At 39.0% G+C, this 23,633-nt stretch carries 24 protein-coding genes and 1 pseudogene; 14 read left to right on the top strand and 11 right to left on the bottom strand.

Going from position 1 to position 23,633, the window contains the following annotated elements; all coding sequences use genetic code 11:
- From Q0296_RS07045 to yajC, 7 genes and pseudogenes are all read right to left on the bottom strand, one after another.
- Positions 1-543: pseudogene (locus tag Q0296_RS07045) on the bottom strand (GGDEF domain-containing protein); the annotation flags it as partial.
- The gene (gene lptE / locus Q0296_RS07050; RefSeq protein ID WP_298038605.1) at positions 524-1,063 is read right to left on the bottom strand and encodes an LPS assembly lipoprotein LptE; all 540 of its coding nucleotides are present in this window, start codon (positions 1,061-1,063) and stop codon (positions 524-526) included. The pseudogene Q0296_RS07045 and the gene lptE, both read right to left, overlap by 20 nt.
- A gap of 3 nt (positions 1,064-1,066) precedes the next feature.
- Positions 1,067-3,532, bottom strand: a complete 2,466-nt coding sequence (gene leuS, locus Q0296_RS07055; RefSeq protein ID WP_298038608.1) for a leucine--tRNA ligase — start codon at positions 3,530-3,532, stop codon at positions 1,067-1,069.
- A gap of 8 nt (positions 3,533-3,540) precedes the next feature.
- Positions 3,541-3,879 (bottom strand): DUF6394 family protein, encoded by a 339-nt coding sequence (locus Q0296_RS07060; RefSeq protein WP_002942000.1) that lies wholly within the window; start codon positions 3,877-3,879, stop codon positions 3,541-3,543.
- 9 nt (positions 3,880-3,888) lie between these two features.
- Positions 3,889-4,860 (bottom strand): protein translocase subunit SecF, encoded by a 972-nt coding sequence (gene secF, locus Q0296_RS07065; RefSeq protein WP_012139969.1) that lies wholly within the window; start codon positions 4,858-4,860, stop codon positions 3,889-3,891.
- Positions 4,861-4,862: 2 nt separating this feature from the next.
- A complete protein-coding gene (secD, locus tag Q0296_RS07070; protein ID WP_298038611.1) occupies positions 4,863-6,443 on the bottom strand; it encodes a protein translocase subunit SecD in 1,581 nt (526 codons plus the stop codon).
- Positions 6,443-6,715 (bottom strand): preprotein translocase subunit YajC, encoded by a 273-nt coding sequence (gene yajC, locus Q0296_RS07075; protein ID WP_002941849.1) that lies wholly within the window; start codon positions 6,713-6,715, stop codon positions 6,443-6,445. Before yajC ends, secD begins: the two co-directional genes overlap by 1 nt.
- Between yajC and Q0296_RS07080 the strand changes: the two genes are divergently transcribed.
- Positions 6,691-7,983, top strand: a complete 1,293-nt coding sequence (locus Q0296_RS07080) for an apolipoprotein N-acyltransferase (protein WP_298038616.1) — start codon at positions 6,691-6,693, stop codon at positions 7,981-7,983. The two genes, yajC and Q0296_RS07080, sit on opposite strands and share 25 nt — an antisense overlap.
- A gap of 42 nt (positions 7,984-8,025) precedes the next feature.
- Here the strand turns inward: Q0296_RS07080 and metK are convergent, their stop codons facing one another.
- Positions 8,026-9,231, bottom strand: a complete 1,206-nt coding sequence (gene metK / locus Q0296_RS07085) for a methionine adenosyltransferase (RefSeq protein WP_021084435.1) — start codon at positions 9,229-9,231, stop codon at positions 8,026-8,028.
- 144 nt (positions 9,232-9,375) lie between these two features.
- Between metK and sstT the strand changes: the two genes are divergently transcribed.
- The 13 genes from sstT to Q0296_RS07150 all read left to right on the top strand — a co-directional run bounded on the left by sstT (position 9,376) and on the right by Q0296_RS07150 (position 21,113).
- The gene (sstT, locus tag Q0296_RS07090; protein ID WP_298038656.1) at positions 9,376-10,737 is read left to right on the top strand and encodes a serine/threonine transporter SstT; all 1,362 of its coding nucleotides are present in this window, start codon (positions 9,376-9,378) and stop codon (positions 10,735-10,737) included.
- A gap of 88 nt (positions 10,738-10,825) precedes the next feature.
- Positions 10,826-12,547, top strand: a complete 1,722-nt coding sequence (locus Q0296_RS07095; RefSeq protein WP_298038620.1) for a M3 family oligoendopeptidase — start codon at positions 10,826-10,828, stop codon at positions 12,545-12,547.
- A gap of 1 nt (position 12,548) precedes the next feature.
- Positions 12,549-12,998 carry a hypothetical protein gene (locus tag Q0296_RS07100; protein WP_298038622.1) on the top strand — a complete coding sequence of 150 codons (450 nt, stop codon included), beginning with the start codon at positions 12,549-12,551 and terminating at the stop codon, positions 12,996-12,998.
- Between the two features lie 51 nt (positions 12,999-13,049).
- A complete protein-coding gene (locus tag Q0296_RS07105; protein WP_298038625.1) occupies positions 13,050-15,119 on the top strand; it encodes an ATP-dependent helicase in 2,070 nt (689 codons plus the stop codon).
- Entirely contained in the window at positions 15,116-15,937 is an 822-nt protein-coding gene (gene truB / locus Q0296_RS07110; RefSeq protein WP_298038628.1) for a tRNA pseudouridine(55) synthase TruB, read from the top strand. The genes Q0296_RS07105 and truB overlap by 4 nt, the downstream gene beginning before the upstream one ends.
- Positions 15,931-16,161: a carbon storage regulator CsrA gene (gene csrA / locus Q0296_RS07115; RefSeq protein WP_002941828.1), complete on the top strand. Its 231-nt coding sequence runs from the start codon at positions 15,931-15,933 to the stop codon at positions 16,159-16,161. The genes truB and csrA overlap by 7 nt, the downstream gene beginning before the upstream one ends.
- Entirely contained in the window at positions 16,158-16,901 is a 744-nt protein-coding gene (locus Q0296_RS07120; protein ID WP_103567387.1) for a 4-(cytidine 5'-diphospho)-2-C-methyl-D-erythritol kinase, read from the top strand. Before csrA ends, Q0296_RS07120 begins: the two co-directional genes overlap by 4 nt.
- 14 nt (positions 16,902-16,915) lie before the next feature.
- Positions 16,916-17,368 (top strand): SsrA-binding protein SmpB, encoded by a 453-nt coding sequence (smpB, locus tag Q0296_RS07125; RefSeq protein WP_035142320.1) that lies wholly within the window; start codon positions 16,916-16,918, stop codon positions 17,366-17,368.
- Between the two features lie 8 nt (positions 17,369-17,376).
- The gene (locus Q0296_RS07130; RefSeq protein ID WP_298038635.1) at positions 17,377-17,973 is read left to right on the top strand and encodes a TlpA disulfide reductase family protein; all 597 of its coding nucleotides are present in this window, start codon (positions 17,377-17,379) and stop codon (positions 17,971-17,973) included.
- Positions 17,974-18,035: 62 nt separating this feature from the next.
- The gene (flgB, locus tag Q0296_RS07135) at positions 18,036-18,470 is read left to right on the top strand and encodes a flagellar basal body rod protein FlgB (RefSeq protein WP_103598888.1); all 435 of its coding nucleotides are present in this window, start codon (positions 18,036-18,038) and stop codon (positions 18,468-18,470) included.
- 8 nt (positions 18,471-18,478) lie between these two features.
- Entirely contained in the window at positions 18,479-18,979 is a 501-nt protein-coding gene (flgC, locus tag Q0296_RS07140; protein WP_103573025.1) for a flagellar basal body rod protein FlgC, read from the top strand.
- Entirely contained in the window at positions 18,979-19,272 is a 294-nt protein-coding gene (gene fliE, locus Q0296_RS07145; RefSeq protein ID WP_002941937.1) for a flagellar hook-basal body complex protein FliE, read from the top strand. Before flgC ends, fliE begins: the two co-directional genes overlap by 1 nt.
- An 8-nt stretch (positions 19,273-19,280) precedes the next feature.
- Positions 19,281-21,113, top strand: coding sequence for a penicillin-binding protein 2 (locus tag Q0296_RS07150; protein WP_298038644.1), 1,833 nt, complete (start codon positions 19,281-19,283; stop codon positions 21,111-21,113).
- Positions 21,114-21,201: 88 nt separating this feature from the next.
- Here Q0296_RS07150 and Q0296_RS07155 read toward each other — a convergent pair whose 3' ends face one another.
- From Q0296_RS07155 to Q0296_RS07165, 3 genes are read right to left on the bottom strand one after another with little or no spacing between them, the layout of a single operon-like run.
- Complete coding sequence (locus Q0296_RS07155) at positions 21,202-21,663, bottom strand: hypothetical protein (RefSeq protein WP_298038647.1); 462 nt, start codon at positions 21,661-21,663, stop codon at positions 21,202-21,204.
- Between the two features lie 48 nt (positions 21,664-21,711).
- A complete protein-coding gene (hemH, locus tag Q0296_RS07160; RefSeq protein WP_298038650.1) occupies positions 21,712-22,665 on the bottom strand; it encodes a ferrochelatase in 954 nt (317 codons plus the stop codon).
- On the bottom strand, positions 22,665-23,534 hold the full coding sequence (locus Q0296_RS07165; RefSeq protein ID WP_298038653.1) for a Gfo/Idh/MocA family oxidoreductase: 870 nt from the start codon (positions 23,532-23,534) through the stop codon (positions 22,665-22,667). Before Q0296_RS07165 ends, hemH begins: the two co-directional genes overlap by 1 nt.
- Positions 23,535-23,633: the final 99 nt, after the last annotated feature.

Raw genomic sequence — 23,633 nt, forward strand, 5'->3', positions numbered from 1 at the left:
GCTCATCGTCTTTAGATCTTCAAAATCCCTAACTCCGTAATACTTCAAAAACTCCAAAAACTCAGTGTCATAGGCACTTACAAAGTCAAACCATTTAAGGCACATCTCTTCAAGATTTTTCTCATCATACCTTCTAGCAAGTAGCTGCATGCCCTGCTCGGCTAGAGTTTTAGCGTCCTTGTTGTGAAGCATAGAAATGGCTTGCAAAATTCTTCTTGCAAAGGCATTTAAGGACTTTAGCTTTTTATCATCTGCTGGCTGAGTGATAGTTGTTTGCTGTCCGCCTCTAGATAGCCTAGCTGTCATAAAAGCGACAAACTCATCAACCGTTTTTATATGAAGACTTAGAGCTTGACTTTTATACTCTTCACCAAGCCTTGAGATATATTTTTCTATCTTTTTGCTCTCTTCGGTGGTAAAGCCGTATTTTTTGGAAATTTCATTATAAACTTCGGTGTAATTTTCTGGCGTTAGCATCAAATGGCGTTCTTTGATCTCGCTTAAGGCTTCCTTGACTATCTGACTAACGGTTACTGCTGCCATTTTTATATCCTTTTACGGCTAAATTTGCGATGTACTCATCAAATGCCTCTTTTGATGCCTCTTTTATAGCTTCATATTTTTGAGTATCACTGATGACACTATCGGCAAATCTTACATCTTTTTGACGTCTTGCAACGCTAAAGTCATACTCTCCGCTAGCTGGGACGTCAACTACGCTTCCATCTTTAAATTTAGTCTTGTAATTTAGTTGTAAAAAGGCTTTGTAAGATGTGATGTAGCCGTACTGATCGTAGATGATCGCATCATAGGTCAGCTCTTTTACAGAGATGATTATTGAGGTGTCAGCGCTCTCTTTGCTTGAAAGGCTCTTGTTTAGCCTTGCGACCATGCCCTCTTTTACGGCGTCTTTTATCCAAACGCTATTTTTTGGCTCTTCTTTGCTGATGATCACATCGACGTAAATTCTCTCACCGACAAGATCTTGCGTGATCTTTGAAACTGGCTTGTAGCCGCATCCGCAAATAAATATTGCTATAAAAAATGCTAAAAAATACCTCAAAATTTATCCTTTGATGACAAAATTTACCAATTTGCCTTTTATATAAATCTCTTTTAAAATTTCTTTTCCTTCAAGCCATTTAGCTACATTTTGCTTAGCTTGTTTTAAAATTTCACTCTCACTCTCGCTCGCTGCCACTTCAAACTCAGCCCTCTTCTTGCCATTTACCGTTATAGCAAGACTTATGCTATCTTTTACAAAGACCTCTTCTCTCATCTCAATCTTTGTAAAATTCTTACGTCCAAATAGCTCTTCACTAAGCTCGTTTGCGATGTGTGGCACGATAGGTTCTAGTAAATTTAAGATGATGAAAAATCCCTCAGCATTTACGTCTTCATTATCTTGTGCGTTTAGTGCATTTAGCGCCTCCATACAAGCAGCTATCAATGTATTAAAAGCAAATGTATCACCAAAAACCTCGGTTGATTTTTTAAGCGCTTCATAAATTTTTAGCCTTGCAAATTTCTCATCTTTGCTTAAATTTTCGTGATTTATAGCTGGGATTTTATCCATCTTTTTGATGGTTTGTGCCTTTTCCCAAAGCCTATTTAAAAACCTAAATGCACCCTCAACCGCGCTATCGTTCCACTCTAACTCTTTTTGAGGAGGAGCAGCAAAAAGGATAAAAAGCCTTGCCGTATCAGCGCCATATCTATTTATGATATCATCAGGATCTACGACGTTACCCTTGCTTTTACTCATCTTTTTGCCATCTTTTAAGACCATGCCTTGAGTTAGTAAATTTTCAAACGGCTCATCGTCTCTTAGATAGCCAAGATCTCTTAAGACCTTTTGGAAAAATCTAGCGTATAAAAGGTGCAAGATCGCATGCTCGATACCGCCGATGTACTGATCTGCATTCATCCAATAATTCACGCTCTTTTCATCAAGTGCTTTTTGCTCCCAACTCTTTTCATCACTTGCAAATCTAGCAAAATACCAGCTACTCTCTACGAATGTATCCATCGTATCAGTCTCTCTGATCGCGTCTTTGCCGCATTTTGGACACTTTGTAAATTTCCAAGTTGGATGTTTATCAAGTGGGTTGCCCTCGCCTGTGATCTTTACATCTTCAGGCAGTGCGATAGGTAAATTTTCCTCTTTTTCAGGCACTACGCCGCAGCATTTGCAGTGCACGACAGGTATCGGCGCACCCCAGTATCTTTGGCGGGAGATTCCCCAGTCTCTTAGTTTGTAATTTGTGATCCTTTTGCCAAGGCCATCTTTTTCAAATTTCTCTATTATAAAGCTTTTGGCATCCTCTGAGCTAAGTCCGTTTATCAGCTCAGAATTTATAGAAACGCCGTATTCTGAGTAAGCTTTAGAGCCGTCACTCTCGCCCTCAAGTGGCTTTACGACTGGTTTTATGGGTAGATTAAATTTAGTTGCAAACTCGAAGTCTCTTTGATCATGCGCTGGTACAGCCATGATAGCGCCACTGCCGTAGTCAGCTAGGATGAAATTTGCAACCCAAACTGGGATCTTTTCATTTGTGAGTGGATGAATGACGTGAATTCCTAAAAATTCCCCATCTTTTTCGCTCGCTTGACGCTCTCTTGGGCTTTGATTAAGTATTGCTTTTATCTTTGCCTTTTTATTTTCATCAAATTTAGCATTTTCAAGTAGTACTTTTACGATAGGATGCTCTGGCGCAAGGGCTGTATAGCTAACGCCGTAAATCGTATCAGGCCTTGTCGTAAATACCTCAAAACCATCAAATTTACCGTCCAAAGTCTCTTTTGAAGCCTCATCAAGGCTAAATTTAAACTCCAAGCCGTAGCTTCTGCCGATCCAGTTTTCTTGCATTGTGATGACTTGATTTGGCCATTTGCCCTCAAGAAGCTTTAGATCATCAAGTAGCTCGCTAGCGTATTTTGTGATGTTGAAGTAATATCCTGGAAGCTCTTTTTGCACAACATCATTACCGCATCTCCAGCATTTTCCATCTTCAACCTGCTCGTTTGCAAGCACGGTTTGATCGTATTCACACCAATTTACGATGGCATTTTTTCTATAAACAAGCCCTTTTTCAAACATCTTTATAAAAAAGCTTTGCTCCCACTTTGTGTAAAGCGGATCAGATGTAGCTAAAATTCTCTTTTTAGAGAATGAAAAGCCAAGGCTTGCAAGCTCTTTTTTCATATAGTCGATGTTTTCGTAAGTCCAAATTTTAGGGTGAATTTTATGTTTTATGGCTGCGTTTTCAGCTGGCATACCAAAGCTATCAAAGCCGATAGGATGAAGCACGTTGTAGCCGCTTTTTCTATATGATCTAGCCAGCGCATCGCCGATAGAGTAGTTTCTCACATGCCCCATGTGTATGCGTCCGCTTGGATATGGAAACATACTTAGGATATATTTTTTTGGCAAGCTCAGATCATCTTTTGGTTCAAATTCTTCATTTTTATCCCAAATTTCTTGCCATTTTTTTTCTATCTTTAAAGGCTCATATTTTCTCTTCTCAGCCATTTTTTCTCCTAAAATTCTTCTTGTGATTTGCTTGATTCTATTAATACCAAGGCTAGTGAAAATATATTTGCAATGACTGCGCCAATAGCTAGCGAATAGCTAAGCGTTGCATTTTCAGAGACTTGCAAAATAACAAAAGCTGGTATAAGGTGCAAATCAGCAACCAACGAGCTAGCAAAAAGCTCAGCTGAAAGTAAATTTTTAACACCGATCTTAAGCAAAGTTGAAACCAAATTTATACTAGCTGCCACAAAAAGGGCGATCTCATTTTTATCATATAAAAACTCCGCCGTAGTCGTAAGACTCATCAACGCAAAAAATATGTAGATAACTTTTCCCCAGTTCATTATCCCTCCTTACACAACGCCTTTTTCAAACATAGCACGCTCTTTATCACGCTCTTTTTTGATCCTTTGCTTCTCAGCCTCTCTAGCTCTAAAATGCTCAATGCTAAATTTAAACCAGATAAGAAATGGTGATGAGATGTAGATCGAGCTGATCGTTCCTATAACGATACCAACGATAAGGATAAATGAAAATCCATGTATCATATCTCCACCGAATAAAAATAACACAACAACAGTCATCATCGTAGTGGCTGAAGTTAGGATAGTTCTTGAAAGTGTGGCTGAGACTGACTCGTTGATAACGCCCTCGATATCAGTTCTCTTACTCTCTTTTATGCCTTCTCGTATCCTGTCAAAAATGATGATCGTATCGTTTAGCGAGTAGCCAAGCACCGTTAATACAGCCGCTAGAGTGTCTAAATTTACATCGATATCAAATAGCGAAATAGCACCAACAGTTATAACTATATCGTGAATTTCAGTTGCGATCGCAGCTAGCGCAAATCGCCATTCAAATCTAAATGTGATATAAAGAAGCACACCAATTAGTGAAATTCCAAGAGCCATCAAGCCCTTTTGCCTAAGCTCGTCACCAACCTTTGGACCAACGATATCAACACGTCTTACTTCAAAGTTTCCAGTATCTTTTAAAATTTGCTTTATCTCAGTACCAATGTCACCAGTTAAATTTGAACTTGATCCTGAAAATCTAATAACAGCCTCATCTTCGCTTCCAAACTCAGTAACAGAGGCATTTTTAAGCACTTCATTTGTGCCAAAAGCGTCGCGAATTTTATCAAGTGGCGCTTTGGTGTCGTATTTTAGCTGGATAAGCGTGCCACCAGAAAAATCGATGCCGTAGTTTAAACCCTTTGTTGCAAGCAAAAAGATCGAGCCAACAAATAAAAATATAGAAAATGCGAGTGACACAAATCTAAACCGCATAAAATCATAAACTTTTGCCTTAGTAAAAATTTGCATCTCTAGCTCCTTTTATAACCAAACCAAAGTCTGGTATTTCCGCTTTTTTCTATCTTATCCATGACTGCATCAAACATGCCATGTGTGCCTAAAATGGCCGTTAGCATCGAAGCCATGATACCTATAGCCATAGTTACCGCAAAGCCTTTAACTGGGCCAGTACCATAAGCATAAAGCACAGCAACTGTGATAATGGTAGTTAAATTTGAGTCGATAATCGCACTCATAGCGTGCTCATAGCCCTTTTGTACGGCTGTCCTTATCGCCACGCCTTCACGTAAAAGCTCACGTATACGCTCGTTTATGATGACGTTTGCATCAACAGCCATACCGATAGTTAGCACGATACCAGCCATACCTGGCAGAGTAAGTGTCGCTCCAAAAAGCGCCATAACAGCGACTAATATAACGACGTCTGCAACTAGTGCGATATTTGCAAAAATTCCAGAAATTCCATAATAAACTAGCATAAATAGCACGACTAAAATAGATCCAGCAGCAAGAGCAACCATGCTTTGATTGATGCTTTCTTGGCCTAAAGATGGGCCAACGCTTCTTTTTTCTAGCATCTTAACAGGTGCTAAAAGTGCGCCACTTCTAAGTGCGATCGCTACGTCGTGAGCTTCATCAAGGGTAAAACCACCGCTGATCTGGCCGCTGCCGCCACCTATTCTTTCGTTTATAACTGGAGCTGAATAGACCTTGCCGTCAAGCACGATAGCAAGCCTTTTACCCACATTTGCTCCAGTAAAATCACCAAAAATTCTAGCGCCTTCTGAATTTAGTGTAAAATTTATGATCGGTAGGTTGTTTTGCTGAGAGAATGCGACCTTTGCATCAGTTAGCATAGAGCCATCAAGCACTGGGATATTTTTAACGACATATTTTACGCGGTCATTTTTAGCATCTTTAAAGATTACATCACCATAGCTTTCGGCCTCAGCCTCGCTCATCGTATTTGCCTGATCTTGTCTTTTGTCATCAACTGCCATAAGCTGTAAGTGAGCGGCCTTTGCGATAAGATCTCTCGCTCTTTGCTCGTCTTCTTCGGTTTTTATGCCAGGAAGCTCGACTAGGATATTGTCTTTGCCTTGTCTAGCGACTGTTGGCTCAGCTAGACCAAACTGATCAAGTCTGTTTCTAATGGTCTCAACAGCTTGAGAGATCGCATACTCGATCGTATCAATCCTCTCTTGCTCTGTTAGAGTGATGTGATAGTTTAGACCATCTTTTTTGATATCAAGCCCTTTTATCTCAGCAAGTGCCTTATCAACTTTTGGAGCCTCGTCACTATCAAGCAGCGCAAAATCAACACTATCTTCTTTTATCTTAAATTTATCAATAAGCACATCTTCTTTTTTAGCATAATAATTTATGCTTCCAGCGATTGACTTGATCTTAGAGTGGATGGCTTCGTTAGTTTCAACACCAAGAAGCATATGAAGACCGCCTTGAAGGTCAAGTCCTAATGAAATTTTAGCTCCACTTTGAGTCTGAAAAAAAGATGGCACCGAAAAGCCAAAACCAAAAATCAAGGCTAATATTAAGATAATCAGCCTATATGTAACTCTTGCGTTACGCATTATTTATCTTCGATCTTTTTAGCTACAAACTCGCGTGCTATACGAACGATTACATCATCGTTAAGTTTAACTTTGATAAAATCATTTTCGGCTTTAATCACTTCGCATATAAGTCCGCCATTAGTTACTATCTTATCGCCTTTGTCAAGAGCTGCAAGCATTGCTGCGTGGGCTTTTTGTTGTTTTTGTTGAGGTCTGATAACCAAAAAGTAAAATATGGCGAAAAGCACAACAAGAGGTAGTAATGATGTTAAAAAATCAGCGTTTTGCATGGATTTCCTTATTTGTAAGATTTTTAAACGGACATTTTAGCACTAAAATTATAATAAAAGCCTTTGTCGGTGCTTTTTTGCTTTCTAATTTCATTTTTTTAGCTATGGCAGAAAATCAAATTTTAAATTTCATCTCACCTTTTCTTACGCTAGCTGGAATTTACGTCATCATAAATTTAAGCAGAGCTGGCTTTTTTGCGGCTGGCTTTTTCACTGGAATTTTGTGGTTTTACTGGATCGGCTTTAGTTTTATCTACTACGAACTAGTCTGGCTTATACCATTTGTCATCCTCTTTGTAGCCCTTGTTTATGGACTTTTATTTTGGATAGCCTCTTTTCCAAGCTTTGTAGCACTAAGAGCCGTTTTACTATTTTTAATAAGCTATGTGCACCCACTTGGCTTTAACTGGTTTAACCTTGAAGCGACACTTGTTTTAGGGGCTTTTGAGCCAAATACTAGAGGACTTATATTTGTTTTTTTAGCGGCTATTTCTTTGAGTTTAAAAGATAAAATTTTAAAATTTATCCTAGCTTTTATCTGCCTTATCGCCGCTTTGCAGTTTAAAAGTAGCGAGGCAAAGGCTCTACCATTTGACGTGGAGCTAGTAAATACTAATGTCGCTCAAAGAGTGCGCTGGGATAAAAACTTGCGCATGAAATTTACAAATGAAAATTTAGACTTGATAAATAGCGCCATAGCCGAGCAAAAACGCCTCATCGTGCTGCCCGAGAGTGCGTTTCCACTATTTATGACAAATGAGCCACTGCTTGTTGATGAGCTAAAAGAGCTTTCAAAAAAGATAACCATCGTAGCTGGCGCGCTTGCCTATGAAAATAAGCAAATTTATAACTCTGCATTTTTGTTTCAAGATGGCACTCTAAGGCGAATGGATAAGAAATTTTTAGTGCCATTTGGAGAAGAAATCCCTCTGCCAAAATTTATGCAAGATGCCGTAAATAAGCTATTTTTTGGTGGGGCTAGCGACTTTAAAAAGGCAGAAAATTTTAGCGACTATGAGATAGATGGGATTAAAATCAGAAACGCTATCTGCTACGAGGCGACAAGAGAGGAGCTTTATAGGGGCGAATTTGACGCGGTCGTGGCCATCACAAACAACGGCTGGTTTGTGCCAAGTAGCGAACCTGTGCTTCAAAGACTATTAATAAAACACCTTGCCACAAAATATAATAAAGCGATCTATCACAGCGTAAATGGCTCAAAAAGTGAGATCATAAAGCCTAAAAAAGCGTTTTGGGATGAGTTTTAAAAGAAATTTAAAGTGGCTTTTTAGATAAAGCCACTTTTTTGATTATTTTTTTAGTAAAGCCTTGAAAGTATCAACCGCATCAAGCTTTTCCCAAGGGTATTTTGCATTTCCCACTTGACCTTTTGCAGCTACTTTTGCATATAAAAATGTCTCTTTGCTTGGTTTATCAAGGCCAAATTTATTTGTTATCCAGCGAGGAGTTAGAGAAAAATGCTCGCTTACAAAATTTGAAAGCATGTCATCATTTACGCCGTTTGCGTGAGTTCCCATAGTATCAACGCTAACTGAAGTTGGCTTTGCAACGCCTATTGCGTAGCTTATCTGAACGATACATTTTTTAGCAAGGCCGGCTGCAACGATATTTTTAGCTATCCAGCGCGCTGCGTAAAGACCGCTGCGATCAACCTTTGTGTAGTCCTTGCTGGACTGAGCGCCACCGCCTATCGGGCTATATCCACCAAAGCTATCGACGATTAGTTTTCTGCCTGTTAAACCGCTATCGTGAAGCGAGCTATGATTTACATATCTGCCTGTTGGATTTATATAAATGATCGTTTTTTCTTTATTATATAGCTCTTTTGGAAGACCAGTTTCGTCTATTAAATTTTGTATTAATGCGCGAAGCTCTTCTATCTTCATGCTCTCCACGCAAGGAGCAGATACGACGATAGTGTGGATACTTTGAGGTTTGCAGTTTTCGAAGTTATCTTTGCTGCCATAATCAATCGTAACTTGCGTTTTTATATCAACGCCAAGCTTATCAGGGTTTGCTTTGGCAAATTTATATACTTTTTCACAAAGCATTCTTGCATAAGTTATAGCTGCTGGCATAAATTCTTTCGCTTCGCAGCTTGCAAAGCCAAACATGATGCCTTGATCGCCTGCTCCGATCTCGCCATCACTTTGATCAACACCTTGATTTATATCTGGACTTTGTTGATTTAAGCAGACTTTGACCTCGATATCATCTGGGTGCAAGCACTGCTCTTTTGTAAAGTTGCTCTTTCCATCATATCCAATATGCGCAAGAGCATCTTTTACGATCTTTTCGTAGTCTTTATAAGAGAGTTTTACCTTTGAGTTTATCTCTCCGCCTATTACTATGTTTTTTCCAGCTACGAAAACTTCGCTTGCGACGCGTCCATTTGGATCTTGCGTTAAGATAGTATCAACAATACTATCAGCAATAATATCAGCGCATTTATCTGGATGACCTGGACTTACAACTTCAGAAGTAAATAGATACATTTTCGTCCTTTTCCTTGGTTAAATTTTCGTGCAATTGTAACAAATCTATATAAAAAGCGAATTAATCTTTTTAAATTTCTTTATATTTAAAAATCATTTAGCTAGAATCAACAAAAAACTAATTTATTAAGGTGTCAAATGAATATGTTTAAAAACATTGCAAGAAGATATGCTGACGGAAATTTGATCGTTCAAATTTTAGTTGGTATCGTCCTAGGTGCCCTAGTTGGCTTTTACACACACTATCAGGCAGCCCCTTACAACCAAATCTCAGCTAAAATTCAAACCATTCAAAAAGAGAGTGGCTTAAGCGTAGATGAAGTTATAAAAACTCGTCTTAGCCAAGATGAAGTAAAACAGCTTGATGAGGCCAAAGAAAAGGCTAGTTCGGCTGATTTTATTGCTGCTTCAGCCTCAGTTTTAGGAGATTTGTTTAAAGGCGCTCTAAAAGCGATCGCGCCTATTCTTGTATTTGTTTTAGTTGCAACCTCTATCATTTTAAAAGATTTTGGTCATACAAAAGGCATGCAAAAGATCATCACTCTCTACCTCGTTGGCACCTTTTTAGCAGCTGTTGTGGCAGTCATTGCTAGCTTTTTATTTCCTATCGAGATACCGCTAAAAGGTCTGCAAAGTGCTGATATGTCTGCCCCACAAGGCATCACAAACGTATTAAAAGATCTTATCTATAAAATGGTTGAAAACCCGATAACCGCCCTAGCAAATGGCAACTACATAGGCATCATCACATGGGCGATAGGTGGCGGCATCGCTATGAGATATGCTACACCTGAGACCAAAAAGGTATTTAAAGATATAAGCGAAGGCGTGACACATATTGTTAAATTTATCATTAGACTAGCTCCATTTGGCATCTTTGGCATGGTTGCTATTAGCATTCACGACACTGGATTTGACGCGCTTGCAGGATATCTAAAACTGATCTTAGTTCTTGTTGGGGCGATGCTTGTTGTGGCATTTATCGTCTATCCAGCGATGGTTTTTGCACTAACTAGAAAAAATCCTTATCCACTTGTAATGATCTGTCTAAAAGAGAGCGCTATCTCAGCATTTTTTACAAGAAGCTCGGCTGCAAATATCCCTGTAAATATGGCGCTTTGCAAAAAACTAAACCTAAAAGAAGAGCTCTACTCTATCTCTATCCCACTTGGAGCCACCATAAACATGGGTGGTGCAGCAGTTACCATTAGCATCCTAGCGCTTACTGCGGTAAATTCGATCCCATCTATCACGGTTACATTTGGCGATGCACTACTTCTATGCTTCATCTCAGCCCTTGGCGCATGCGGCGCTTCAGGCGTGGCTGGCGGCTCACTACTTCTAGTGCCATTAGCGTGCGGACTTTTTGGCATCGGCAATGACATCGCTATGCAGTTTGTCACAGTTGGCTTTACGATAGGCGTCATCCAAGACTCAGTAGAAACTGCCCTAAATAGCGCATCTGACGTCCTTTTCACAGCAGTAGCCTCAGAGACTTCAGAATAATCCTCAGTAAAATTTCAGCTAAATTTTGGCTGAAATTTTACTTTTATCCATTTTTTTGTAAAATATCCCAAAAATTTAAAGGACGATAATGCAAATTTGGGATCTAAAAGCACTTTTTGCAAACGAAAAAGAGTGCGAACAAAACGCACTAAATTTACAAAAAGAGTGCGAGAAATTTAAAGATAAATACCTTGAAAAATATGAAAATTTAAAAACAGACCAGTTTTTAAAGGCATTTTCTGAATATGAAAGCTTGATAGCTAAAATTTCAAAGGTAATGACTTATGCTTTTTTAAATTTTGCCAAAGATACAAGTAAGGGCGCATTTTACGCAAAGATCGATGAGATCGCGACAAAAGCAAATGAAAATTTGATATTTTTTGAGATTAAATTTAATGAATTTAGCCCTAAAAAACAAGAAGAGATCATCAAAAGCTCTAAAAAATATGACTACTATCTAAGCAATCTCGCCAAAGCAAAGCCGCACCAGCTAAGCGTTGCCGAAGAAAAGGTCTTGCTACGCACTGCAAGCACTGGAGCTGAGGGCTTTTCAAGGCTTTTTGATGAGAGCATGAGCAAGATGAGGTTTAAATTTAAAGGCGAGCTTTTAAATGAAGAGGAAATTTTAGCCAAGCTTCATGAGAGCGACCAAAACGTGCGAAAACTAGCAGCAAAAAGCCTCTCAAATGAGCTTAGCAAGCACCAGCACCTGCTAGGCTATATATATAATATGATAAAAACTGATCTAAAAACTAGCTGCGAGCTGCGAAATTTCAAGCTTCCTGAAGAGCCAAGACACCTTGAAAATCAAATCAGTAAAAAAAGCGTTGATTCGCTAATTGCTGTAACTGAGAAAAATTTTGATTTAGTTTCTAAATTTTACGAGCGCAAAAGAGAAATTTTAGGCCTTAAAAAGCTTTACGACTACGATAGATACGCGCCTCTTAGCAGCGAGAGCGAGTATAAATTTGATGAGTGCAAAAAGATAGTTTTAAAGGCATTTTCAAATTTCTCAAGCGAATTTGGCAAGATCGCCAAAAGTGCTTTTAGCGACGGCTGGATCGACGTTTACCCAGCGCCAAACAAGCGGGGCGGGGCATTTTCTCACTCAGGGTCAAGCGACACGCACCCTTATGTTTTGCTAAATCACACAAATCAGCGTAGAGACCTTTTTACGCTTGCCCACGAGCTTGGCCACGCCGTGCATCAAAAGCTCTCTTATAGTGTAAGCTACCTAAACTCAGACACTCCGCTAACCACGGCTGAGACGGCTTCAGTCTTTTGTGAGATGCTAGTTTTTGACCACATAAAAGACGGCCTTAGCAAAAAAGAGAAAATTTCACTGCTTGCTGGCAAGATCGAGGATATATTTGCCACGCTTTACCGCCAGATAAATTTCACCACCTTTGAGCGCGCCGTGCACGCACACGATGGCGAAATCAGCCTAGATGAGCTAAATAAAATTTGGCTAAAAGAGAGCAAAAAGATGTTTGGCAAAAGTGTGACGCTAAATGACTACTACAAAATTTGGTGGAGCTACATCCCGCACTTCATCCACACGCCATTTTACTGCTACGCCTACTCTTACGCGCAGCTTCTTGTGCTTGCACTTTTTGGGCTTTACAAAAGCGGTAAATGCGAAAATTTTGTCGAAATTTACACCGAGTTTTTGAGCCTTGGTGGGAGCCTTAGCCCAAGTGAGCTTGTGGATAAATTTGGCTTTGATATAGATGATAAAAATTTCTGGCAGATCGGCATAAACGAAGTTAAAAAGCTAGTAGATGAGTTTTTAGAAATTTCAAAGGAATAAAATGTTAGACGAAATTTTAGACGATGAGAAATTTGCACTATTGATGAAGATGCACGTCTATGAGTGCATTGATTTTTTGCTTGAAAAGGGGGTAAATTTCTCAGTTATGGCAAATTTACCGCTAGTTAGCTTTGAGCCTAGCTTGCCAGATGAGATAAGTAGGAGCTTTAGCATACCAGTCATTATGTTTTCACTTGGTGGTTACACGCTGGAAAGTGCCATGCTAACGCAAGATGAGCTTAGCTTTGAGGCTGGCTTTGGTAGTGAGAATTTTGCCTCAGTGGTATCGTTTCCGCTTGGTGCAGTGGTTCAAATTTTGGTTGAAAACAGCCCGATCCTTGTAAATTTCTCTATCTACAAGCCAAAAGAGAAGCAAGTCGATCACGCTAAAAAATCAGCCTCAGTCTTTTTGCAAAACCCAAAAAATAAAGATATATTTAAGAAAAAATAGTAATTTTAAGCATTTTTGGCTAAAATCAAAAGAAAATTTAAAAAGCGAAAAATGGAAAATTTACTATCAAATTTAAACGAAGCCCAGCGCGAAGCAGCCACCCACATAGACGGTGCGATGCTCATACTTGCAGGAGCTGGCAGCGGCAAGACAAAGACGATCACCACTAGACTTGCCTATCTCATCGGCGAGGTCGGCATAGACGCGGCAAACACACTAACTCTTACTTTCACAAACAAAGCCGCCAACGAGATGCGTAGCAGAGCCATGGCGATGCTAAGCCAAAGCGGCAAAAACTACTCGCCGCTACTTTGCACATTTCATAAATTTGGACTTTTGTTTTTAAAGCTCTACATAGAAAAACTTGGCAGAAAAAACAACTTCGTCATCATCGACACAGACGATAAAAAGCGCATCATCAAAAGCTTTGAAAGTCCAGTCGCCACGGCGATACTCTCAAGTGAAATTTCAAACTATAAAAACTCACTTTTAAGCGTTGAAGAGGTCTATAAAAATGCAAATTTCTCCTCTTTTGACAAGAGCAAAGACAACTTTTACAAGCAAGCAGCGCAAATTTATGAAAAATATGAGGACTATCTAAAGGCGAACAACCTTGTTGATTTTGACGACCTGCTGGGACTTACATATAAAATTTTAGACGAAAACGAAGAGCTTGCGAGAGAAATTTCAAACCGCTATAAACACATAATGGTCGATGAGTATCAAGACACGAACGACCTTCAGTATAAACTGCTAAAAAAGCTCTGCCTATGCCACGAAAACATCTGCGTGGTGGGCGATGATGACCAGAGTATTTATGGCTGGCGCGGTGCAAAGATAGATAATATCTTAAATTTCAAAGATCAGTTTAGCAACGTAAAGATCATCAGACTTGAGAAAAACTACCGCTCGAGCGAGGCGATACTAAAGGCTGCAAACGAGCTAATAGATCACAACCGCAACCGCCTTGGCAAGAAGCTTGTAGGAACAAAAGGCGAAGGCGAAGCTGTAAATTTGATAGAAAGCTTTGATGAAAATTTAGAGGCTGGCAAGATCGCAAAAAACATAAAAGAGCTTTTAAGCAAAGGCGTGCAGGCAAAAGATATCGCAATCTTATACCGCATAAACGCGCTTTCTCGCTCACTTGAAGATGGGCTAAACAAAGAGCAGATCGCATATAAAATGGTCGGCGGCGTTAAATTTTATGAAAGAGCCGAGATCAAAGATATCATAAGCTATTTAAGGCTTATAAACAATCCAAATGATGACTTTTCAATAAGGCGCATAATAAACCGCCCAAAACGCGGTCTTGGCAAGGTGAGCCTTGATAAACTTGAGAAAATGGCCTTTGAGGGCAAAATTTCTATTTTCGAGGCGATCTCAAATATCTCTGATAACGACGAAGCCTTTAGCAAAAAGGTAAAATCAGCCCTTCTTGAGTTTGCAAACAACCTAAAAGAGCTTCAAGAAAGCAGCTCGGTTTTTGACCTGATAGATAAATTTGAAGCTAAATTTGGCGTCAAAAAATACTACGAGAGCTTGCCAGATGGCGCTGAAAGAGCGGCGAACATCGACGAGTTTTACGCCGTTTTAAAAGATCAGATCAAGCAAAATCCAAGCTTTGATCTGGAGGAGTTTTTAAATGAGATCACGCTAACAAGCGAGCAAGACGGCATCAGCGACGAGGCTATTAGTATCATGAGCGTGCATGCGAGCAAGGGACTTGAGTTTGAGCACCTTTTTGTGATCGGCCTTGAAGAGGGATTTTTCCCGCTTATTGGCGATGGTAGCGACATCGAAGAGGAGCGCAGGCTCGCTTATGTGGCGATAACAAGAGCCAAAAGGACACTTAGTCTAAGCTTTGCAAATTCGCGCTTTTACAAAGGTCAGCGCACGAGGCTAAATAAGAGTAGATTTTTAAGCGAGAGCGGTATCACGCATGGCTCGCTAGTTATCGAACAGAGCAATGAATTTAAAAAAGGCGACCTTGTTAAACATAAAATTTTTGGTATCGGCAGAGTAAGCGCGGTTAGCAAGATCAAAAAAGAGTTTAAACTGACTATAAATTTTGGTGGCAATGTAAGAGAGATCATGTCAAGCTTCGTGGAAAAGGCCGTATGAACGCCATTTTCGTGGCAAACAAGCCTGCTGGCATGAGCTCAAACCACTTTTTAGGACGACTAAAGAGAAAATATGGCGTTAAAAAGGCTGGATTTTCAGGCACGCTCGATCCATTTGCGAGTGGCTGTCTGATAGTCGCTTTTGGCTCGTATACGAAATTTTTTAGATTTTTAGACAAAAGCCCAAAGGTCTATGAGGCGACGATCTGGCTTGGAGCTAGCAGTCCTAGCATGGATAATGAAAATATCACTGAAATTTCAAATGTAAAAGAGCTAAATTTAGAAAAACTTGAAGCTATAAGAGCCGAGCTAACAGGCAAGATAAGCTACATCCCGCCAAAATTTAGCGCCAAACATGTAAATGGCACAAGAGCTTACAAGCTAGCAAGAAGTGGCGAAGAATTTGAGCTAAAGCCAGAGACAATGGAAATTTATGAGAGTGAAATTTTGAATTATTCACACCCTTTTTTGACACTTCGTTTAAGCGTAAGTGAGGGGAGTTACATCCGCTCTTATGCAGAAATTTTTGGGCAAAAAGTTGGTTATAATGTAACTTTAAGCTCATTAAAGAGGGTAAGCGAGGGTAAATTTCGCTATGAAAATGAAAAATTTTTAAATATTTGCAATTTTTTAAATATTGAGCAAAACACGTATTTTGGGGATATTGATAACATACTTGACGGCAAGAAATTAAAAATTAACGATTTTGAAACACAAACACAAGGAATTTATTTGCTAAATTATGATAAATTTATGAGCGTAATCCAAATCATGGATGATACTATAAATTACACTTTAAACAAGGTAGAAAAATGTTAATCTTAGCAAGAAAAGAAAACGAAGAAATTTTACTAGGTAACGACATAAAAGTCGTCGTAGTAAGTATCTCAAAAAGCACCGTTAAGCTTGGTATCGAGGCCCCGCGCAACACAATGATACTAAGAAGCGAACTGGCAAACGATATCAAAAACGAAAATATCCACGCCACCAAAAAAGCAAGCGAAGCCGATATCCACGAGCTTGCGAAAAAAATCGAGAAATGAAAAGCTTTGCAAAGATCAACGTATTTTTGAAGGTAGTTGGCACCAGAGGCAACTACCACGAAATTTTGTCACGTTTTGTTCTTTGCGAGCAGCTTTTTGATGAAATTTATTTTAAAAAGTCAAATTCTTTTGCTATCGAATGCGGCAACAAAGAGATAAAAGATAACATCATACAAAAAGCGATAAACGAGCTAAAAAGAGCTGGCTTTTCAAACGAGCTAGATGAGTTTTTTAGCTCTCAAAAAATCATCATCAACAAACAAATCCCAATAGGTGCTGGTCTAGGAGGAGGCAGTTCAAATGCCGCCACATTTTTACTTATGGTAAATGACGAGCTAAATTTAAACATAAAACGCGAAAATTTGATGCAGATAGCCTCTAAAATCGGCGCAGATGTGGCCTTTTTTGTAAGTGGCTACAAGGCAGCAAATGTAAGCGGCATAGGCGAGATCATAGAAGAATTTGACGATGAAGTACCAAATTTAAATATCTTCACGCCAAATGTTTTTTGCTCCACACCGATGGTTTATCAAGAATTTAGAAGCAATTTCTTACAATACATAGACGTTAATGCTGCAAAAAAGATGCAAAATTTAAAGAGCAAAGAGCTACTTGAAATTTATAAAAACGAGGAGCTAAACGATCTTTTTGCCCCATGCTTTAAGCTCTATCCACAGATGAATGAGTTTAGGGATAAATTTCTAAGCGGCAGCGGCAGTAGCGTATTTAGCGTAAAATAAAAGGTAAAATTTTGATAAAAGATCTAGCAAAAAACAAGAAAGCTTTGCACGACTTTAGCATACTTGAGACCTTTGAGGCTGGCATCGTGCTAAAAGGCAGCGAGGTCAAGGCTCTAAGGGCTGGCAGAGCAAATTTAAAAGATAGCTTTGTGCGTGTCATAAAGGGTGAGCTTTTCTTACTAAACGCCCATATCAGCTATCTTGAGACTACACACAGCGCATTTCGTCCAAACGAGCGAGCAGCCAGAAAACTTTTGATGCATAGAAAGCAGATCGATAAAATTTTCGGTCAAGTCTCACAAGATGGGCTTACTTTGGTTGTTTTGGCACTTTATCTAAGCGATAAAAACATCGTAAAAGCAAGGCTAGCCCTTGCAAAAGGTAAAAATTTACACGACAAGCGCGAGACTTTAAAAAGACGTGAGGCGGACAAAGAGGCAAGAGCTGCCATAAAAAGATATGTTTAAGGAAGAAAATGAAAAATTTAGTTGTACTTATCATCGCACTTTTTGCATTTTTTGGTTGCGGGGAAGAGGAAAGCAGCAGAGCAACATTTAAAGAATTTGGTCCAAACGAAGAAGTTGCTCTAAAAGATGTAAGCGGCAAAGAGCTTACTTTGGTGCGTAAAAATGGCGGTTTTGCTATCAAAAATGACGAAAGTAAGGTATTAATGATAGATATTTTTGGTACATTTTGCCCACCTTGCCAAAAAGAAGCGCCTGAGCTTACAAAATATCAAGTTGAAAATAAAGATAAATTTACACTTATAGGCCTTACTCATTTTGAAAATGTCACAGATGAGTATGTTTTAAATGAATTTTTACAAAAATTTCACGCTTACTACTTCATCACAAATAACCAAAAGATAAATGATAGATTAGTCGAGCAGATCGTGCGTGACATAGAGTACAAGCATGAGATATCACTCCCTTTTAAAGTCGTGCTAAAAAATGGCGAATACCAAATTTTAACAGACGTTGATAGCGGAAAATACGGCGTTAAATACTATCTAGGCGGCATAAAAGTCACAAAAATGAAAGAAGATTTGGCAAAAATCTATGAAACAAAGTAAATTTGCCTTACATTTGGAACATCATTTGCTTATAAATGTGTGAAATTTTAGAAGGACTTTAAATGTTTGTTTTAGATAGATCAAAATCTAGCCCCCTTGTCGAATCAGCCCTTGCAGGCAGAGAACTACGCCAAAAGCTCATCTCTGGCAACCTTGCAAATGTTGATACACCATTTTACAAGGCTAGAGATGTAAGATTTGAAGATGTTTTAAGAGAAAAAGCAAATGAAATTTATAACGTTTCAGAGAGCAAAAAACTAAATTTAGCTAAAACAAACGAAGCGCACATGGCTGCGGTTGATTTTCCAAAAAGCGACACAGCTCAAATTTTCTTGCGTGATGGTCACATGGCTAGAAATGACGCAAACACGGTTGATCTTGATGTTGAGACAACAGAAATGGGTAAAAACACAGTTATGATAAACGCCCTTGATAGCGCCTACAAGGCCCAGAACAATATCTTTAAAAGCGTAATAGACGCAAGTGCTAAGAACTAGGAGAGATGATGTCATACTTAAATGATTTTGATATTAGCGGATACGGACTAAGCGCGCAACGCTTCAGAATGAACATCATCAGCTCAAACATCGCAAACGCTCAAACCACAAGAACGGCTGAGGGCGGCCCTTACAGAAGGCAAGAGGTCATCTTTAAAGAGATGAACTTTGATAAAATTTTAAACGATCAACTTAAAAACTCACAAAGTTTGCTTGATTATGAAAATCCACTCGATGACCCAAGTTCACCCAAAAACGCTCACCCTGCCCTAACTAGCGTGATCGTAGATAAAGTGGTGCGCGATGACAAGGATTTTCAACTAAAATACGACCCTAGCCACCCGGACGCAAATGCAAATGGCTACGTCGCATTTCCAAATATAAATCCAGTCATCGAGATGGCTGACTTGCTTGAGGCGACAAGGGCTTATCAAGCAAATGTAGCGTCATTTCAAAACGCAAAGACAATAGCACAAAGTGCGATATCACTTATTTCAGGACAAGCATAATGATAAATAGTATAAATTTAGATAAGTTAAATAAAAACGAAAATTCAAACAAAATAGCAAAAGCAGGCGAAGAAGGCGGCTTTGAAAACGCATTAAACGACTCTTTAAAAGAGCTAAACAAGGTTCAAATAAACGCCGATAAAGCCATCGCAGACCTTGCAACTGGCGAGGTAAAAGACTTGCACCAAGCAGCTATCGCGATAGGCAAAGCAGAGACTAGTATGAAGCTTATGCTAGAAATTCGCAACAAAGCGCTAAGCGCGTACAAAGAAATTTCAAGAACGCAAATTTAAGCCATTGAATGAATTCCAGAAAATCAAAAATAACCATACTCTTTTTATTAATTACTTTTGGAATTTCAATCTTTGTGCTTGTTATTTTTTATAGAGCAAGCATCGAGCGAAAGCTTCCTAAGCTTCAAACAAGTGACGTAAATACCGCAATCCGTGGCAACATCGTCACGAAAGACGGCTTTAGCATCTCATCAAGCCAAAAACTCTACAAAGTGATGCTTGACACCAGAAATATCGATCCAAATAAAAAAGAGATGTTTATCAAGCTCTACTCGCTTTACAGCAGTGACGATCCAAACAAAGTAAGAAAGATCATAAACGGCACAAAAGGTCTTGTCACGCTCTCTTACAGCATCGATGCAAAGGGCGCTACCTATCTTCAGGAGCTTTCAAGAAAGTTAAACCGCAAAGGCATTTTGATCTCATATCTTGACCCAAAAACTGGCCTTGCCTCATTTCAAGGTATGCGCGTGATGGAGAGCGGTCAAAACCGCAAATTTATGTCAAAAGACGCCCTTACGCCAGCCATTGGTTACGTGAGTAAAACAGAGAGCGACGCACTTACTAAAAGCAAAGGTGTAAAAGGACTTGAGAGATACTACGAGGACTACCTAGCTCCGATACAAAACGCCAAAATCCTTGGCCCACGCGATATTGGCAACAATATAATCTTAACCAGTGATTCAAATTTAGCAACAAGAGTTGATGGCTATAACGCAGTGCTTTCTATACCGCTTAAATTTCAAACCAAGCTAGAGCAAATTTTAGATGAAAAACGTGAATTTCTAGATGCAAAAGAGCTAATCATCTGCATAATGAATAGCAAAAATGGAGAAATTCTAGCCCTAGCTTCTAGCTCAAGATATGATCCATCAAATATAAGAAAGCAAGATTACAGCGCGCTAAATTCGAGCGCAAGCGAGTATGCATACGAGGTTGGATCGGTTTTTAAGCCATTTATCTTCTCCATACTGCTTCAAGAAAAAAAAGTAAATCCTTTTGAGCTAGTAAATACCTATAATGGTCGCTATCAGCTAGGCAAAAGGATCATCAAAGATACCCACCCAGAGCCTTTTATGAGCGCTGAAGACATCATCGTGCACAGTTCAAACATCGGCATGATCCAGCTAGTAGAACGCCTAAATGGTCCCCAAATTTATCAAGGGCTTTTAAATTTTGGCTTTTCAAGAAAGACTGGCATCGACCTGCCATACGAGCAAGTGGGCATGATGCCAACGGTTACAAAACTAAACTCATTGACCTATAAAGCGACAGTTAGCTACGGATACGGCCTGCAAGCGACATTTATGCAGCTTTTAAAAGCCTTTAACACCTTTAACAACAAAGGCATCGAGGTGACGCCACGCATGGTGGCATATCTTGAGCGAAATGGCAAGCGCTACGATCTGCCAAAAGCAGAGCCAGCACAGGTCATCTCGCAAGAGACCGCAAAGATAATGAAGAGAATTTTGATAAAAACGGTTGAAAAAGGTACTGGCTTAAAGGCATTTACACCAGGTCTTGAGATAGGCGGTAAAACTGGCACCGCGCACATCGCTTCTGGCAAAGGCGGATATAGCAACACCTATAACGGCTCCTTTTTTGGCTTCGTAAATGACACAAGAGGCAACAGCTACACCATAGGCGTTTTAGCAAGAGACCCTAAAAAGCCTTACTACTACTTTGGTGCGCAAAGTGCGTTGCCGACATTTAAAAAGGCCGTTGATCTAATGGTTGAAGATGGCTATTTATTCCCAGATCCTAATGTCATAGCTGAGTTTGAAGCTAAAAAAGACAAGCTCAAAAACGACAAAGCAAAGCAAAAACCAGCTTTAGATTAAATTTAACTTCTAAGATATAAATATTAAATTTCAAATTTAGAGTTTAAAGTAGAAATTTGGATCTAGGCAAGTGGCCTAAATCCAGAATTTATGCAAGTCCAAGTTCATTTAAGACAGAGCTTAAATTTACAGAATTATTTGTATTTTTGCCAAGGCTATTTTGCTTCTCAAGCAGTGTTTGGCTCGTAAGTGCCATGTTTAGCTCTTTGCGGTAGTCACTTAAAATTTTATCCATGATTTTAAGTAGCTCATTTTTTTGATCCTGCGTTTTGGTCGGATCATTTATGCTTAAAAGCTCGGTCAGCTCCTCTTTTTTCTTAGCTATCTTATCCTCGATCTTGTTAGAATTTAGCTCGTTGATAAAGCCAGCAGCTCCGACCTCTGTAAGCCTTTTTTTAAACTGCTCAAGCTTGTCAGAAATTTTCGCCTCACTCGTGATCTTATCAAGCGTAAGACTTAAAATTTCATCAAAACTATTTTTTTTATCTTTAGCTTTGCTAGAGCCTGACTGCAACAAATAATCGATAATATCGTTATTTTGTACTCTCATACATCTCCTTTTATTGATTGAGATGCACTATATAAGCAAGTTTTATTCCTAAAGGCTAAATTCCCTAGCCGTTTTTGCCTTTTGTAGGATAAAACTAGCAAATTCATCGCTAAAATTTGGACAAGAGACGACTTTATAAAAGCTAAAATTTAGCTCTTTAGCTATTTTTGCATACTCGATGACAAGCTCAAAAACCGTTTCAGAGTTGTCTAAACAAAAAGAGAGTGGATAGATAAGAGCTTTTTTATTTTCGCACTTTGCCAAAGCCTCGTTTAGTGATGGCTCTAGCCATTTAACTGGGCCAAGGCGTGACTGATATGCAAGGCTCACACCCTTAAAATTTAACCCCTGCTCTTTTAACATCTTAGTTAAAATTTGCACCTGTTCGTTTATGTGTTTTTCGTAGATATCGCCATTTTCTATGATCTTGCGAGGCAAAGAGTGAGCTGAAAAGATGAGGCTAATATCGCTTATTTTGGTATCTTTTACCGCTCCCTGGACATGAGAGATAATGATCTTATTGTAAGCATCATCATCATAAAAGGTCCCGCAAAGTGAAATTTTAGCCTTTAAACTAAGCTCATTGGCAGCTTTTTTAAAGCTATCTAAGCTTGAAGATATCGTAGTTGTTGAGTGCTGCGGATAGAGCGGGAAAAGCACTATCTCATCAAAATTTTCATACTTTTTTAGCACCTCTTTTGTAAATGGCGAAGTATAGTTCATCGCAAAATCAACCGCGTCAAATTTATTTTGCAAGCTTGAAATTTTCTCGCAAAGCTTTGCTGTAAGCTCGCAAAGTGGCGACTTGCCGCCTATTTGGTTGCAGTTGTGCTGGGCTGATTTTAGTCTGCCTTTTGTGATCATAAAAGCCACAAATTTTCTTATAAATTTATTTTTTATCCCCAAAATATATGGGTCATTAAACATATTTGTTAAAAAAATTTCCACGTCGTCAAGGCTGTTTGCACCGCCCATATTTAAAAGTAAAAGCGCCTTTTTCATCAAAATAGCTCTTTTATCTTGATCACATCGTCTATGTCTGAGAGCTCGCTACTTTCGCCGCTTTGGCAAAGGCCATAAAACGCCTCGTACTGCGTCTTTAGCTCGTTATTGTTTGAGTCTATTTTTAAATTCATCTGGCCGTTTTCATTTACTTGATGTAGCTTGTAGTCTATGAGATCGCCAAAATAGACGCCATTTTTTGCATTTATCTCTATCTTAAATCTCTCAAGCGAGCCACAAAACGAATTTGTGATATGCACTAAAATTTGGTTTTTACTCTTAAAGCTGATCGCCACATTATCGGCACTCTTGGCGTTTGTCTTGTTTGTTTGAGTGTAATAAAAGTCACTAACTTCTGAATTTATGATGTTTTTAGCTAGGTCGATGTCTGAAACAGAGAGCTCATTTATGATATTTCCATCGCAAAGTGGCTTAAAATGAGCGATCGAGATGCTGTAAATTTCATCCTCTTTTAAAAGTGCCTTTTTAAGCGAAACGATGGTTGGATTAAAACGCTCAGAAATTCCAGTGCAAACCCTAGTTTTGTTTGTTTTGGCAGCATATTTTATCTCTTTAAGATCGGCGATATTTTTAAAAACTGGGCGTGAGATAAGGATATTTTGGCAGTATTTTGCGCACTGACAAAAGGCCTCCACCATCTCCTCTCTTGGCGAGCAAAGCACGACTGCTTGGGGTTGAGCAACCTCTATAAATTCTTTAAAATCAGTATAAAAATCAGCTCTGCAAAACTCGTCACTGTTCTCTTTGTCAAAAATGCCACAAATTTCAAACTCATTTGAGCGTCTTAGCTCTAAATAATGCTTTTTGCCAGTGCTGCAATAGCCGATAATGCCGATTTTTAGCTTCACATTCACCCTTTAAAACTTTAGAAATTTTTAATTATTTTATTTACAAATCGCTTTTAAATAGATAAAACAAGATATTCATTTTCAAAATATCACTATTTT

The sequence above is a fragment of the uncultured Campylobacter sp. genome (genome assembly GCF_937890585.1).
Lineage (GTDB): Bacteria > Campylobacterota > Campylobacteria > Campylobacterales > Campylobacteraceae > Campylobacter_A.

Excerpts from the sequence above, each read along its gene's own strand:
- sstT (WP_298038656.1), top strand. The coding sequence starts at position 9,376 with ATGTTTAAAAACATTGCAAGAAGATATGCTGACGGAAATTTGATCGTT.
- secD (WP_298038611.1), bottom strand. The coding sequence starts at position 6,443 with ATGCGTAACGCAAGAGTTACATATAGGCTGATTATCTTAATATTAGCC.
- secF (WP_012139969.1), bottom strand. The coding sequence starts at position 4,860 with ATGCAAATTTTTACTAAGGCAAAAGTTTATGATTTTATGCGGTTTAGA.
- Q0296_RS07120 (WP_103567387.1), top strand. The coding sequence starts at position 16,158 with ATGAAAAGCTTTGCAAAGATCAACGTATTTTTGAAGGTAGTTGGCACC.
- Q0296_RS07150 (WP_298038644.1), top strand. The coding sequence starts at position 19,281 with ATGAATTCCAGAAAATCAAAAATAACCATACTCTTTTTATTAATTACT.
- Q0296_RS07105 (WP_298038625.1), top strand. The coding sequence starts at position 13,050 with ATGGAAAATTTACTATCAAATTTAAACGAAGCCCAGCGCGAAGCAGCC.
- hemH (WP_298038650.1), bottom strand. The coding sequence starts at position 22,665 with ATGAAAAAGGCGCTTTTACTTTTAAATATGGGCGGTGCAAACAGCCTT.
- fliE (WP_002941937.1), top strand. The coding sequence starts at position 18,979 with ATGATAAATAGTATAAATTTAGATAAGTTAAATAAAAACGAAAATTCA.
- leuS (WP_298038608.1), bottom strand. The coding sequence starts at position 3,532 with ATGGCTGAGAAGAGAAAATATGAGCCTTTAAAGATAGAAAAAAAATGG.
- Q0296_RS07100 (WP_298038622.1), top strand. The coding sequence starts at position 12,549 with ATGTTAGACGAAATTTTAGACGATGAGAAATTTGCACTATTGATGAAG.
- Q0296_RS07080 (WP_298038616.1), top strand. The coding sequence starts at position 6,691 with ATGTTAAAAAATCAGCGTTTTGCATGGATTTCCTTATTTGTAAGATTT.
- yajC (WP_002941849.1), bottom strand. The coding sequence starts at position 6,715 with ATGCAAAACGCTGATTTTTTAACATCATTACTACCTCTTGTTGTGCTT.
- truB (WP_298038628.1), top strand. The coding sequence starts at position 15,116 with ATGAACGCCATTTTCGTGGCAAACAAGCCTGCTGGCATGAGCTCAAAC.
- csrA (WP_002941828.1), top strand. The coding sequence starts at position 15,931 with ATGTTAATCTTAGCAAGAAAAGAAAACGAAGAAATTTTACTAGGTAAC.
- Q0296_RS07095 (WP_298038620.1), top strand. The coding sequence starts at position 10,826 with ATGCAAATTTGGGATCTAAAAGCACTTTTTGCAAACGAAAAAGAGTGC.
- flgB (WP_103598888.1), top strand. The coding sequence starts at position 18,036 with ATGTTTGTTTTAGATAGATCAAAATCTAGCCCCCTTGTCGAATCAGCC.
- Q0296_RS07155 (WP_298038647.1), bottom strand. The coding sequence starts at position 21,663 with ATGAGAGTACAAAATAACGATATTATCGATTATTTGTTGCAGTCAGGC.
- metK (WP_021084435.1), bottom strand. The coding sequence starts at position 9,231 with ATGTATCTATTTACTTCTGAAGTTGTAAGTCCAGGTCATCCAGATAAA.
- flgC (WP_103573025.1), top strand. The coding sequence starts at position 18,479 with ATGTCATACTTAAATGATTTTGATATTAGCGGATACGGACTAAGCGCG.
- Q0296_RS07130 (WP_298038635.1), top strand. The coding sequence starts at position 17,377 with ATGAAAAATTTAGTTGTACTTATCATCGCACTTTTTGCATTTTTTGGT.
- Q0296_RS07060 (WP_002942000.1), bottom strand. The coding sequence starts at position 3,879 with ATGAACTGGGGAAAAGTTATCTACATATTTTTTGCGTTGATGAGTCTT.